This window comes from Mucilaginibacter sp. OAE612 (genome assembly GCF_041806395.1).
In the GTDB taxonomy this organism is placed as follows: domain Bacteria; phylum Bacteroidota; class Bacteroidia; order Sphingobacteriales; family Sphingobacteriaceae; genus Mucilaginibacter; species Mucilaginibacter rubeus.
Window position 1 is genome coordinate 1,866,101 of record NZ_JBGMUW010000001.1, and the last position, 13,595, is coordinate 1,879,695.

Consider the following 13,595-nt stretch of genomic DNA (forward strand, 5'->3'; position numbering starts at 1 on the left):
ATCTACTTTGATATCGATGAAGCGGATTTCAATAATGGCTTTTGCTGTGATATTGGTTAGCTGTAATAAATTGAGCCCGGCAGGGTTTTGGAAAGGGTTTGACAGCGATCATATCATAAAATCTGCCAGCGATCAGGGACCATGGGGCGGAACACGCACGATTGCCTGGAAAAATCGGTTACGTAATTATAATAGCCAGGATGTAATCAGATTTGCAGAAGGCAACGGTTGGAGGTTACTACAGACCATGGTTATCGACACCATTAGAAATAAAAAAATCTCCATCAGAAACGAAGGCAATAAAACACCAGATAAAGCAGATTTAGCAGTTTATGGTGGTAATACCGAAGCTGATTTAAGTTTTTCGGGTTGCGTTAACGATTACTGTACCCTGTATGAATTTAATTCTGGTTGGACTTATGTAACTGAGGGAGAGGCTATGATAGCAAAAGGGTATGTATTGGTAGATGCCAATAAGCACCGGATGACAATGTTTCATTCTTGGGGCGAATGGTAGATTTATAAGATAGAAGGTTAAGTCATCGATAAGTTTTAGTCGAAAGAGATACCCCCAAATCCTTCCATTTCTTCATTAAACAGTAAAACCTGCCTTTTATATCTGTAACTTTCCTTAATTAAATCTACTTTGCGAAACACTTACCTTAAATTAGGGATAGTGTAAATTGTCATCTATACTATGAATGCAGAACAATCAAGGTTAAAGGATACAGGCTGGAAAAAGTGGGGGCCTTACGTAAGTGACAGGCAGTGGGGTACCGTGAGGGAGGATTACAGTGCAAATGGTGATGCCTGGAACTACATTACCCATGATATGGGCCGCAGCAAGGCTTACCGCTGGGGTGAGGAAGGCATAGCCGGCATTTGCGACAGGCAGCAATACCTTTGCTTCGCTATCGCCTTATGGAATAAAAAAGATCCTATAATTAAAGAACGATACTTTGGTTTAAGCAACCCCGAAGGCAATCATGGCGAGGATGTGAAAGAGATGTACTACTATCTGGATAGTACACCTACACACTCGTACATGAAAACGTTGTATAAATATCCGCAAAACGAGTTTCCGTACAAATGGCTGGTTGATGAGAACAAACGCCGCGGCCGCCAGGATCCGGAATTTGAACTGATGGACACGGGGATCTTTGATCGTAACGAATATTTTGATGTTTTTACCGAATATGCCAAAAGCGCCCAGGAAGATATCCTCATTAAAATAACTATTCATAACCGGAGTGAAGAGGATGCTCCGCTTAATGTAATGCCTACTTTATGGTTCCGCAATACCTGGGCTTGGGGATATGATTCGCGCAAACCAGATCTTTGTGCTTCTTCGGATAAAGTGATCAGCATTTTTCATAAAGACCTTGGGCAAATGTGGCTGCACATCGAAGGGCAAGCTCAACTCCTGTTCTGTGATAATGAAACTAACTCGCGCAGGCTTTATAATTATGACGATGGCCGAAAGTATTATAAGGATGGTATAAACGATTATATTGTGCATGGTGCTGATACAGTAAATCCTAAAAACATGGGTACCAAAGCAGCTATAAACTACGATTTAAATATCCCGGCGCGGCGAAGCGTAACTATACGCTTGCGACTGTCTGAAGATGCAAATTATAGTTTTGAGGATTTTGACGAGGTTTTTGCTGTTCGCCAAACAGAGTCCGACCAGTTTTATAACGATATTCATGGCGCTACCATGAACCCCGATCGCCGCCTTATTCAGCGGCAGGCTTTTGCCGGCATGTTATGGAACAAGCAGTTTTACTATTCAGATACCCGCCATTGGCTTAGCGGTGATAAAGGGATGCCCCGCCCGCCTGCACAAAGGCAAAAAGCCCGAAACAGTAAGTGGACGCATCTTAATACCCGCGATATTGTTTCAATGCCAGATAAGTGGGAATATCCCTGGTTTGCCGCCTGGGACCTTGCTTTTCACTGCCTGCCGCTGGCAACCGTTGATATGGCCTTTGCCAAAAATCAGTTGATTTTGCTTACCCGCGATTGGTATATGCACCCTAACGGCCAGTTGCCTGCCTATGAATGGGATTTTGGCGATGTAAACCCTCCGGTACATGCCATGGCTGTATGGAACGTATATAAAACCGATAAGGAAAATAACAATGGAAAAGGGGATACTTATTTCCTGGAGCGGGTTTTTCACAAACTGATGCTCAATTTTACCTGGTGGGTTAACCGCAAGGACCAATCGGGCAATAATATTTTTGAGGGTGGTTTCCTGGGCATGGATAACATCGGTGTTTTTGACCGTAATATGCATTTACCATCCGGGCAGCATTTGGAACAGGCCGATGGCACCAGTTGGATGGCCATGTATTCGCTTAACCTGCTTCGCATTGCCACCGAACTTACCGAAACCGACAAAGCCTACGCTGATATCGCTTCTAAGTTTTTTGAGCATTTCATTTATATTGTTGGGGCCATGTCAAACCTGGGCGAAAACAATGAAGGCCTTTGGGATGATGACGACGGCTTTTTTTATGATCAGATCCGTTTCCCTGATGATGGTTCTATTAAAATGCGGGTTAGGAGTATAGTAGGGCTGATTCCACTGTTTGCTACCGAGGTATTGGATGAAAAAGATATTACGGAAAGCCCGGTGTTTAAAGACCGCATGAAATGGTTTGCCGAAAATCGCCCCGATCTTGCATCGCTGGTTTCACGCTGGAACGAGAAGGGAAGCAACGGCAAACACCTGATAAGTTTGCTGCGTGGTTACAGGATGAAGTCATTGCTCAAATACATGTTAGATGAAAATGAATTTTTAAGCGACTACGGGATCCGGTCACTTTCAAAGTATCACCTTAAACACCCTTACCATGTTTCGGTAAATGGAGTTGAATTTGGCATATCCTATGTGCCGGGCGAAAGTGACAGCGGTTTATTTGGTGGTAACAGCAACTGGCGCGGCCCTATCTGGATGCCCATCAATTACCTGATTATTGATAGTTTGCACCGGTTCCATATGTTTTATGGCGACGAGTTTAAAATAGAATGCCCAACCGGTTCGGGAAATTTTATGAACCTGAAAGAGGTAGCGAACGAACTATATGCCCGGGTTTCCAAACTGTTTATGAAAAACGAAAATGCTGAGCGGCCGGTGTATGGTAAAAATCCCAAACTGCAAACCGATCCGCATTTTAAAGATCACATTTTGTTTTATGAGTTTTTTGATGGCGATACAGGTCTTGGTTTAGGTGCCGCACATCAAACCGGCTGGACAGGCTTGATAGCCAATTGTTTGTACCTGGAGTAAAAGCTCACAACCCTGTATTTTTTATAAATGTTAACCTGATAACCTAAATTTACAGAAATAAAAATCATTATACTGTCGGCGTTGTATAATCAATTACCTGGAATTGTTTGATCAGGATCAATTAAACAGGTAATGCTTTTATTTTGAATGCGTTAGGGATAGGAGCGGATACCGGCCCTGAGCGTAATGCCTGCAGGCGTATGAGCGGATAGCCCGGCCGAAGGCAACGCCCAAAGATCGTATTAAAAATATCATTTTGTGAGTAGAGTCTTAACGACTTAAATCCTCATAATGGTTGCGTACCTCTGGCACACTTAACGTTCATCTATTTATTTCTACAAACTTTTTGCACCTCTGCAGCAGCCCGTCAGTTTGTTAACTAAATAATACCATGTGATAGTTAATTAACAAAGATTATAGATAACATTAACTAATATTGATTCCACCTATTTATCGGTTTTAAACTTTCAGTATTGCGCTTTTAGCTTTTATATAAAACTATTGTGTAAAAAAGACACAATAAATTTCCTGGCTTATTATTAATTAATTAGCTTTACTGTACCAGTTAATTATTAACCATTATCAAGCATGATTTACAGCAGAAGAAATTTTATTAAAGGCACCGGTGCATTGGTGCTTGGCGGCATGGCCTTATCGGGTAAAGCAGCAAGTTTTTTGAGTAACATGGAGCATCATCCTGTAGGACTGCAGTTGTTTACTTTTTTCGGCGTTATTGACGAAGATGTAAAGGGCACATTGAGCAAAATTGCAGCTATAGGATACAAGGAATTGGAATCGGCCTTTAGTAAAAAAGGCGGCTATTATGGTATGAAGCCTAAAGAATTTAAAGCCATGGTGAATAACCTGGGCATGAGCTGGACCTCGCACCATGTTCTTGGCGCTCCGTTTAAACTGCCACCGGGAGCAAAAATGCCTGCAGGTGCAGATGGTAAGCCGATGGTATTGCCTCCTGTATTGAACCTGCGCGATAATATGCAGCAGGTGATTGACGAGGTTGCTGAAGGCGGCGTTCAATACCTGGTTTGTGCCAATTCGCCTACGGCTACGCTTGATGAAATAAAATCGACCATTGAGGTGCTGAACAAAACGGGAGAAGCTGCTAAAAAAAGCCGGCATCCAGTTTGCATATCATAACCACGATATGGAGTTCCACGCGGTTGATGGTAAAGTGCCTTATGATTTATTATTAAGCGAAACAGATGCAGGTAATGTAAAAATGGAGCTTGATTTGGCCTGGGCCGTTAAGGCAGGTAAAAATCCGGTAGAAATGTTTAAGGAACATCCCGGTCGTTTCCCGCTTTGGCATGTGAAAGATTTGGATGCAGGCAGGCAGAATATACAACCTGTAGGAGGCGGCACTATTGATTTTAAACCAATTTTTGCAGCGGCTAAATCAGCAGGTATGCAACACTTTTTTGTAGAGCATGATATGCCTAAAGATGCCTTTGCAAGTATTACAGCCAGTATGGGATATTTGAAGGATAAGCTGATGGTGTAAATAGGGGAGTGATATCCTAATCGTTAACTATTAATTGTTTTATAATAGAATTGCAGCCGATAAATTAAGTTTTATCGGCTGTTTTGTTTGCTAACGATTGTTGTTTGCCTCTTATTTTAGTTTATGAGCTTTTTTTGTAAAAGAAGACGCCGGAACTTGTTGTATTTTTCGGAAAAGTATGGCTTAACAATTCCATAATGTACCGTAATTTTGATTTAACCTGCCTGTTGAGTAATTTAAGGCGATAAAATATTATTTATAACGGCGGCGCATGGCAGAAACATCTACAGAACATTTAAAAAGGGTTTTGAAACCTATCCATTTATGGGCCATAGCCGTAGGTTTGGTTATTTCGGGCGAATATTTCGGGTGGAATTTGGGATGGGCTGTATCCGGCACTATAGGTTTGCTCATAGCCACCCTGGTTATCACCTTGATGTATATTACATTTATTTTTAGCTATACCGAACTCACCGCCTCCATACCTCATGCGGGAGGCGCTTTTGCTTATGCGTATCGGGCTATGGGACCGTTTGGCGGGTTAATTGCCGGTTACGCTACCCTTGTTGATTTCCTGGTGGCTACGCCTGCTGTAGCAGTTTCTTTAGGGAGTTATCTGCATTTTTTATACCCGGCTATCCCTATAGCAGAGGCCGCTATGGGCTTTAATGTTCTTTTTATCCTTTTAAATATGCTTGGGGTAAAGGAATCGGCTACGTTTTCGGTGTTCATTACTATACTTGCCGTAATTGAGCTGCTGCTTTACCTTGGTATTGTATCGCCACATTTTAAAATGGTAAACTACCTCACCAATCCTATGCCCTTTGGCTGGGCTGGTGTGTTTGCAGCCCTGCCTTTTGCAGTTTGGTTTTACCTGGCCATTGAAGGGGTTGCGATGGTGGCCGAAGAAGTGGAGAACCCGAAAAGGAATATTCCCCGCGGCTATATATCGGCTATTATAACGCTGGTAGTGTTAGCGCTGGGTGTAATGGTCATAACCGGCGGGCTTACCGACTGGCGCGAACTAAGCCATTTAGACTACCCCTTGCCCGAGGCTATCGGGATAGTATTGGGCAAAGGTAATGGCTTAACCAAAGTATTTGCCAGTATAGGTTTGTTTGGTTTGATTGCCTCGCTGCACGGGATCATCCTTGCTTCGTCAAGGCAGGTATTTGCCATGGCGCGCAGTGGATATTTACCCCGGATGCTATCTGATATTAACCGCAGGTTCAAAACGCCGCATTGGGCCCTTGTGATAAGCGGTATAGTAAGTTCCATCTTCATTTATAAATTTAAAACAGATCAGATCATCATGCTCTCGGTACTGGGTGCAGTGGTTATGTATATCATGAGTATGCTGAGCCTGTTTATACTACGCAAAAAGGAGCCGCGCTTAAACCGGCCCTTCCTGGCCCCGGTATACCCGGTTTTCCCGGCAATAGCTTTGGTTATTTGTGTAGTATGCTTATTTGCTACTATATATTTTAACCCCGATATGAGCCTCATTTTTGCAGGAGGATTAGTAATTGTATTGCTGATTTTTATAGTGATGGGTAAACATAAAGTTGCATTAACAGAAGACATGATGAGCGCACCGATGGATGATGAGGTCATTAATCATTGAGTCATAAGTCATTTGTTTGTTCGCTTTTTGAATAATGAACCAATGACATAATGATTGAAAAAAATGACCCAATGATCAATGACATAATGATATAAATATGTACCGCCACAACATACATCACCGGGTTTATAAATTTCCCAACCTTAAAACGTTACTGGGGAAGGCGTCGCCTTATCGCTCGGGCGATGAACTGGCCGGGCTTTGTGCCGCCGGGTATGAGGAACGTGTGGCTGCACAAATTACCCTGGCCGATGTGCCGCTTAAAAATTTTTTAAACGAAGTGGTGATCCCTTATGAGGATGATGAAATTACCCGCCTTATTATTGATGATCATGATGAGACAGCCTTTGGCCACATCAGTCATTTAACGGTTGGTGAACTGCGCGATTGGTTATTAAGTGATGAAACTGACTGTGCTACTTTAACAACTATAGCTCCCGGCTTAACACCCGAAATGGTTGCTGCAGTATCCAAACTGATGCGCAATCAGGACCTGATTGCTATGGCCAATAAATGCCAGGTAGTTACCCGCTTTCGTAATACCATAGGGTTAAAGGGACATTTTAGTACCCGTTTACAGCCCAATCACCCAACTGATGATCCGCGGGGAGTAGCGGCCAGCATCATCGACGGCTTATTATTTGGTAGCGGCGATGCTGTTATAGGCATCAACCCGGCGACTGACAGTCCGGCGGCGGTGAGCAGTTTATTGACGTTGATGGATGAGTTACGGCACCGTTTCGATATCCCTACACAAACCTGCGTGCTAAGCCACATAACTACCACATTACAATTGGTTAACGAAGGCGCCCCTGTCGACCTATGTTTTCAATCCATTGCAGGCACGGAAAAAGCAAATGCCAGTTTCGGGGTTAATTTAAGCTTGATTGAGGAAGCTTACCAGGCCACATTATCGTTAAAGCGGGGTACTGTTGGTAATAATGTAATGTATTTTGAAACCGGACAGGGTAGCGCCCTATCGGCCAATGCCAATTTCGGGGTAGATCAGCAAACCTGCGAAGTGAGGGCCTATGCCGTCGCCCGTAAGTTTAATCCTTTGCTGGTGAATACTGTAGTTGGTTTTATTGGCCCCGAATATTTATATGATGGCAAGCAGATCATCCGTGCCGCGCTCGAAGATCATTTTTGTGGAAAACTGCTTGGCTTGCCCATGGGAGTTGACGTTTGCTATACCAATCATGCGGAAGCCGATCAGGACGATATGGATAACCTGCTTACGTTGCTTGGTGTAGCGGGTTGTAACTTCGTGATGGGTATTCCGGGCTCGGATGATATTATGCTTAATTACCAGTCAACTTCGTTTCATGATGCCCTTTACCTGCGTAAAGTATTGGGGTTGAAACCCGCTCCCGAGTTTGAGGGTTGGTTGATAAAGCAGAGGATTGTTGATGATAAAGGTTATATGCTGCCTGTTACGGAACACGGGTTGTTGAGAGGTTTTTGATTGAAGGCGAAAGGGTAAAGGCGAAAGGTAAAAGGTTTTTTGAACTGACGAAAAATAAAAAATACGGCGTCATCCTCTGCCGTCGCCCGGCTCCAGCCGAGTGTCAGCTATCTCACGGCCTCTGGCCGACGTAGCTCTTATGGCACACAGGCCGGAGGCCTATGAATAATGGTCATTCAGCTGGAGCCGAGCGAAGGCAGAGTGACAGGTTGCTGCTATATCAAGGACATAAGTAAACCATTAAATGAAACGAAATATCCCACAGGAAATTGAGCCACTAAAAGCTTTGCAGGAATTTACTTCCGCGCGGATAGCTATTGGCCGGGTGGGAACGAGTATCCCCTTAAAACAGTCGCTTGAGTTTAAACTGGCACATGCACATGCACGTGATGCCGTATATTCTGAGCTTGATCTTGCTAAGCTAACAAACTCGCTGATGCACTTTGAACTGCCGGTTTTACACTTGCATAGCCGGATAACCGACCGTCGGCAGTACCTGCAACGACCCGACCTTGGACGAAGGCTGAACGACGCCTCGCTGAACGAATTAAACGCCTATAGCGCTAAAAGTGATATAGCTATCATGATAGTTGACGGCCTTTCGGCAACCGCTGTAAATGAAAACGCTGTAGGCCTGCTTGATGCACTAATTCCTTTGTTGGTTGCCGATGGTTTAAAGCTTGCGCCAATAAGTCTGGTTGAACAGGGGAGGGTAGCCATTGGCGACGATATTGGGTATGGCCTGAAGGCTAAACTTTCGCTGATCCTGATAGGTGAACGCCCTGGTCTAAGTGCCGCGGATAGTCTTGGTGCATATCTTACCTATAATCCCAAACCCGGTTTGACAGACGAATCACGAAACTGCGTTTCTAATATCCGTCCCAAAGGTTTAACCTATAAAAAAGCAGCAAAGAAAATTTTTTATTTAATTAATGAAGCGTTCAAACGGAAACTGTCGGGAGTGGAGCTGAAGGATAATGCGGGATTGATAGAGTCTTAAGTACTAAGTCGGAAGTCATAAGTTATAAAGCTCGATATAATAGAAAAGTCCGAAAGCTCCATATAGCAAATTTCGGACTTAATACTTAGAACTTCGTACTTAAGACTCACTTCCTCCTCGCTTCCACATAACCATTGAATGATATTGGGTCGCGGTTACTGCTGATCACTTGCAGGGAGCCGTATCCATCCTGCGAAATACTTAGGTTAAATGTTTGTACATCGCGCCAGTCGGCTATGTTTTTTTCTTTGGGTTTGATCGTGATATTCCATCCGCTTCCCTTTTTTACTGACGAATATGTGAATTTGGTAGTATTAACTTTGATGCCGCCATCTGTTGTTCCCGGAGGAGGCGCTACATAGGCCCGGCCAAAGTAAGGTAAAAATGATACAATGGTATCTTTGCTTATCGTCATGTCATAATCAGAGGTAAGCGGCCTGGTACCGCCCCGCATCGGTAAAGCATAATTTGCCTTAAATACAAAGTTTTGGTCCTCTACCATCTTTTTGATTTCAGCCTGTTTGGCTACCTTTTTTTCAGCCTTGGTTTGAGCAAAGCTTACGTTAACGCCAATAAATATGAAAGCAGCCAAAAGGGCTATTTTGTTTAAGATTTTCATGATATAAATGTTTAAGTGGTTAGACAGTAAAGAGTTATTTAGGTTTAAGTACATTCAAATTTAAGCAATCTTTTAAACAAAAAAGCCCACTGGTAATTCAGTAGATTTAGGCACTAAAAAGATATTGAAATTATGTTTCGGCTATTTAATAGAAAAAAGTCAAAGCGCCCTGTACAGGATTGGGAATTGGTGCTGATGTATAAAACGCTTGAAAAACTGCCAACGGAGTTTGAATATCTGAAACGCCAGATAGAAGCAGATATATTTGCCTCATCTCTTGTTGGTTATAGTGCCTCTTATCCTGATTATGTGGCATTTTCTTATGCCGACGGGATTAGTGCTTTTGAACGCAAGCGCGAGCATGGCTATAAAATTACCAATATAAAAGTGCGGGATATTGGCGGGAGTAAAACATTTATGTATGTAATATACGTACATAACGGAGTTATCACAGGATATTCTATACACGGTTTAAAAAAACAGATTATTGATGTTATTAGTGCTGATACAGATGCTTATGTCAAGGAGTTTTATGCGGATGACAATGAGGATTATGAAAGCCTGAAAAGGATAATAAGTAAAGATGACCTGAAGTTGATTAAGCCGGAGAATGTTTATAAACTAAACCTGAAAGGCCGGGTGTTTTATCATATAGAAGATCTTGAAGACGGTGATTTTATAGGGATTGAAAGTAATGGCCAAATCTGCAAAATAACACATGATCCTTTTGAAATTATTCTTCTTAAAGAAAACTTAGCAGAGATCCTTTCAATGTAAAAGGCCACCTGTTTTTCAGATGGCCTTTAAAGTAAAGGATTTGCTGCTTTATTAAAGCAATGTATTATATCAAGCTAACACTGCGTTTAACAAACTCGGTTAAATCGGCACCGGTTAATAAGCCTTGTGATAACAATGCCAAATCAAAAGCTTGTTTTGAAAGTTGTGCCTGTACAGTTTCGTCTTCTTCCTGCAAAATACGGCTTACCAGTTTGTGGTTGCCATTTACAATTACTTTGTAGTTATCAGGCATGTTTCCGTAAAAACTCATGCCACCGCCCATAGCTGCCATATCTTTCATGCGGCGCATAAACTCGTCCATAGTTACGGTAACCGGTAACTCGTCTGGGTTAAGGCTTTCTATTTGAACGTTGTAAGCTGGCCTGTTAATGGCTTTATCAAAAATGCTTTTTACCTGCGTGCTTTGTTCTTCGGTAAGTACCGTTTCAAGCGCGTCATCCTTTTTAATCAGTTTATCAGCAACATCAGCATCAACACGTTTTAATGATGTTTTCTCTAATTTTTGCTCCAACTGGCTGATGAAGTGATTGTCAATAGGTGAATTCATCACCAATACATCATAGCCTTTTTTATTGGCAGACTGGATAAACGAATCCTGTTTCGCAGGGTCATTGGTGTAGATGTAAACCAATTGACCGTCTTTATCTGTTTGGTTAGCTTCAACTTTGTCTTTATACTCGGGCAGCGTAAAGTTTTGTTTTTCGGTGTTGGTAACCAAAACAAAGTCTTTGGCTTTGTCATAAAACTTGTCTTCGCTCACCATACCATACTTTACAAACAGGCCAATGTCGGTCCATTTTTCTTCGTAAGCTTTGCGGTCGGCTTTAAAAAGGTCTGACAATTTATCAGCTACTTTTTTGGTGATATAGCTGTTAATCTTTTTAACGTTACTATCTGCCTGTAAAAAGCTTCTTGATACGTTAAGCGGAATATCCGGTGAATCGATAACGCCATGTAATAGCATCAAAAATTCAGGAACAATATCTTTTACCTCGTCGGTAATAAATACCTGGCGGCTGAATAGTTTGATCTTGTTTTTCTGGAACTCGAAATCATTTTTCAGCTTAGGGAAATATAGTACACCTGTTAAGTTGAAAGGATAATCAACATTAAGGTGGATCCAGAATAATGGGTCTTCGCTGAAAGGATAAAGCTGTTTGTAAAAGTCAAGATAATCCTCATCTTTTAATTCAGATGGTGCTTTTGTCCAGATAGGGTTGGTGGTGTTGATGATATTATCAACTTCAACTGAAGTGTATTTTGATTTACCTTCTTCGTCAACACCATCTTCAACAGATTCGGTCTTAGTGCCGAATTTAATAGGCACAGGTAAAAATTTGCAATATTTATCCAGGATCTCCTGCAATTTGTACTGGCTTAAAAACTCGGCCGATTCATCATTGATATACAAAGTGATCTCGGTACCACGCTCTTCTAAAATACCTTCGCCAATTTCAAATTCGGTGCTACCGTCGCATACCCAGAAAGCAGGCTCTGCGCCTTCCTGGTAGGATAGGGTTTGGATCTCTACTTTATCAGCTACCATGAAAGCCGAATAAAAACCTAAACCAAAGCGACCGATGATCTCGTTGGCATCTTTTGCTTCCTTGAATTTCTCCATGAATTCGGTGGCGCCTGAGAAAGCGATCTGGTTGATGTACTTTTTAATCTCTTCGGCGGTCATACCGATACCATTATCGCTAATGGTGATGGTCTTTTTGTCTGCATCAAAAGCAACCTCAACACGGAGGTCGCCAAGTTCGCCGGTGTACTGGCCTAATGAAGCTAAACGTTTAATTTTTTGGGTAGCATCTACCGCGTTTGATACCAGCTCGCGCAAAAATATCTCATTATCAGAGTATAAGAACTTCTTAATGATCGGGAAAATGTTCTCGGTGTGGATCGAAATGCTGCCTTTTTCTTGCATAACTATATTTTAATAGGATTGATTTAATGATTGTCGCCAATGCAACATCAATGTGTGTTCCAATTGTTATTATATTGTCAAAATGGCAGGATGAGGGGGGGGCAGATAGGTCGTGGAGATAAGGCTTATTCACCCGTCATTGCAAGATACGAAGCAATCCCCAACTTTACAGACGGCTATGTGCCCCTGCAGAGTTCGCGATTGCTTCGTCGTTCCTCCTCGCAATGACGATTTTCCAAAAGCTATAGCAAAAAAATAAGGGATAAACATTTAAGCTTATCCCTTACCATATAATAAAGATTGCTTATATCGTTAATCGGCCATCATTTTGATAAACGAGGCTAATTTTTCTTTCATTTCTCTTCTGTCAACAATGAAATCAAGGAAGCCATGTTCCTGCACAAATTCGGCAGTCTGGAAACCCTTCGGGAGATCTTTTTTAATAGTTTCCTTAATTACCCTTGGCCCTGCAAAGCCTATCAGCGCGCCCGGTTCGGCAATGTTGATATCGCCTAACATAGCATATGATGCTGTTACGCCACCGGTGGTTGGATCGGTAAGTAAAGATATATAAGGGATTTTTGCCTGTGAAAGCAACGCAAGCTTAGCCGATGTTTTAGCCATTTGCATCAGTGAAAATGCCGCTTCCATCATGCGCGCACCACCCGATTTTGAAATCATCAGGAACGGAACTTTATGTTGGATACAGTAATCAATAGAGCGGGCTATCTTTTCACCAACTACCGATCCCATTGAGCCCCCAATAAAGTTAAAGTCCATACAGGCGATAACCAGGTCCTGACCGTCAATTTTACCGGCGCCTGCCCTTATTGCATCTTTTAAACCTGTTTTGTGCTGAGTTTCCTTAAGCCGGTCGGTGTATTTTTTGGTGTCCTCAAAATGAAGCGGATCACCGGATGTAAGCTCAGGAAAAAGCTCTGTAAACTCATTATTATCAAATAGTACCGAAAAATATTCTTTTGAACCTATGCGCAGGTGGAAGCCACAGTAATGGCACACATATTGATTTTCTACCTGCTCAGAATAGTGTAAAGGTTTCTTACAATTAGGGCATTTATTCCAGATGCCATCGGGGGCTTCCTTCTTTTCCTCAGTAGTCGTAATTATCCCTTTCAACTCTCGTTTAAACCATGCCATATCTGTGTCTAACTCTTTCAATTGGGTACAAAGAAACAAAAAATATTAAACATGTGGTGCCGGTATATAAAAAGTTATAGGGGGCAAATTGTTTGCTTGAAAGTTTAATTACTTATTTAATGCTATTTTTGTAATAAAAGGATCGGATTGTTAATTAATTATATCATATTTTTAAATTAACCCTATT

Annotated in this window: 11 protein-coding genes; 8 read left to right on the forward strand and 3 right to left on the reverse strand. The window is 42.1% G+C overall.

Annotation, left to right across the window (positions count from 1 at the left end):
- The first annotated feature begins 16 nt into the window (after window positions 1-16).
- The 7 genes from ABID99_RS07935 to eutC all read left to right on the forward strand — a co-directional run bounded on the left by ABID99_RS07935 (window position 17) and on the right by eutC (window position 8,906).
- Window positions 17-517 carry a hypothetical protein gene (locus ABID99_RS07935; RefSeq protein WP_139159966.1) on the forward strand — a complete coding sequence of 167 codons (501 nt, stop codon included), beginning with the start codon at window positions 17-19 and terminating at the stop codon, window positions 515-517.
- A gap of 180 nt (window positions 518-697) precedes the next feature.
- Window positions 698-3,298, forward strand: a complete 2,601-nt coding sequence (locus tag ABID99_RS07940; RefSeq protein ID WP_373613373.1) for a glucosidase — start codon at window positions 698-700, stop codon at window positions 3,296-3,298.
- Window positions 3,299-3,886: 588 nt separating this feature from the next.
- On the forward strand, window positions 3,887-4,453 hold the full coding sequence (locus ABID99_RS07945) for a hypothetical protein (RefSeq protein WP_373613374.1): 567 nt from the start codon (window positions 3,887-3,889) through the stop codon (window positions 4,451-4,453).
- A 7-nt stretch (window positions 4,454-4,460) separates the two neighbouring features.
- Window positions 4,461-4,817, forward strand: a complete 357-nt coding sequence (locus ABID99_RS07950; RefSeq protein ID WP_373613375.1) for a sugar phosphate isomerase/epimerase family protein — start codon at window positions 4,461-4,463, stop codon at window positions 4,815-4,817.
- A gap of 271 nt (window positions 4,818-5,088) precedes the next feature.
- On the forward strand, window positions 5,089-6,441 hold the full coding sequence (eat, locus tag ABID99_RS07955) for an ethanolamine permease (RefSeq protein ID WP_373613376.1): 1,353 nt from the start codon (window positions 5,089-5,091) through the stop codon (window positions 6,439-6,441).
- A gap of 97 nt (window positions 6,442-6,538) precedes the next feature.
- A complete protein-coding gene (locus ABID99_RS07960) occupies window positions 6,539-7,906 on the forward strand; it encodes an ethanolamine ammonia-lyase subunit EutB (protein WP_373613377.1) in 1,368 nt (455 codons plus the stop codon).
- Between the two features lie 244 nt (window positions 7,907-8,150).
- Entirely contained in the window at window positions 8,151-8,906 is a 756-nt protein-coding gene (eutC, locus tag ABID99_RS07965; protein ID WP_373613378.1) for an ethanolamine ammonia-lyase subunit EutC, read from the forward strand.
- 106 nt (window positions 8,907-9,012) lie between these two features.
- Here the strand turns inward: eutC and ABID99_RS07970 are convergent, their stop codons facing one another.
- Entirely contained in the window at window positions 9,013-9,525 is a 513-nt protein-coding gene (locus ABID99_RS07970; protein WP_373613379.1) for a DUF4251 domain-containing protein, read from the reverse strand.
- 132 nt (window positions 9,526-9,657) lie between these two features.
- On the opposite strand from ABID99_RS07970, the gene ABID99_RS07975 reads away from it, so the two are divergent.
- Complete coding sequence (locus ABID99_RS07975) at window positions 9,658-10,302, forward strand: hypothetical protein (protein WP_090526957.1); 645 nt, start codon at window positions 9,658-9,660, stop codon at window positions 10,300-10,302.
- Window positions 10,303-10,366: 64 nt separating this feature from the next.
- Here the strand turns inward: ABID99_RS07975 and htpG are convergent, their stop codons facing one another.
- Window positions 10,367-12,250, reverse strand: coding sequence for a molecular chaperone HtpG (gene htpG, locus ABID99_RS07980; protein ID WP_373613380.1), 1,884 nt, complete (start codon window positions 12,248-12,250; stop codon window positions 10,367-10,369).
- 312 nt (window positions 12,251-12,562) lie between these two features.
- Window positions 12,563-13,408 carry an acetyl-CoA carboxylase, carboxyltransferase subunit beta gene (accD, locus tag ABID99_RS07985; RefSeq protein ID WP_112654351.1) on the reverse strand — a complete coding sequence of 282 codons (846 nt, stop codon included), beginning with the start codon at window positions 13,406-13,408 and terminating at the stop codon, window positions 12,563-12,565.
- Window positions 13,409-13,595: the final 187 nt, after the last annotated feature.

What these genes read in the sequence shown, in the direction of transcription:
- eutC (WP_373613378.1), top strand. Translation starts at nt 8,151, where the DNA reads ATGAAACGAAATATCCCACAGGAAATTGAGCCACTAAAAGCTTTGCAG.
- ABID99_RS07940 (WP_373613373.1), top strand. Translation starts at nt 698, where the DNA reads ATGAATGCAGAACAATCAAGGTTAAAGGATACAGGCTGGAAAAAGTGG.
- ABID99_RS07960 (WP_373613377.1), top strand. Translation starts at nt 6,539, where the DNA reads ATGTACCGCCACAACATACATCACCGGGTTTATAAATTTCCCAACCTT.
- ABID99_RS07975 (WP_090526957.1), top strand. Translation starts at nt 9,658, where the DNA reads ATGTTTCGGCTATTTAATAGAAAAAAGTCAAAGCGCCCTGTACAGGAT.
- ABID99_RS07935 (WP_139159966.1), top strand. Translation starts at nt 17, where the DNA reads ATGAAGCGGATTTCAATAATGGCTTTTGCTGTGATATTGGTTAGCTGT.
- eat (WP_373613376.1), top strand. Translation starts at nt 5,089, where the DNA reads ATGGCAGAAACATCTACAGAACATTTAAAAAGGGTTTTGAAACCTATC.
- ABID99_RS07970 (WP_373613379.1), bottom strand. Translation starts at nt 9,525, where the DNA reads ATGAAAATCTTAAACAAAATAGCCCTTTTGGCTGCTTTCATATTTATT.
- accD (WP_112654351.1), bottom strand. Translation starts at nt 13,408, where the DNA reads ATGGCATGGTTTAAACGAGAGTTGAAAGGGATAATTACGACTACTGAG.
- ABID99_RS07950 (WP_373613375.1), top strand. Translation starts at nt 4,461, where the DNA reads ATGGAGTTCCACGCGGTTGATGGTAAAGTGCCTTATGATTTATTATTA.
- htpG (WP_373613380.1), bottom strand. Translation starts at nt 12,250, where the DNA reads ATGCAAGAAAAAGGCAGCATTTCGATCCACACCGAGAACATTTTCCCG.
- ABID99_RS07945 (WP_373613374.1), top strand. Translation starts at nt 3,887, where the DNA reads ATGATTTACAGCAGAAGAAATTTTATTAAAGGCACCGGTGCATTGGTG.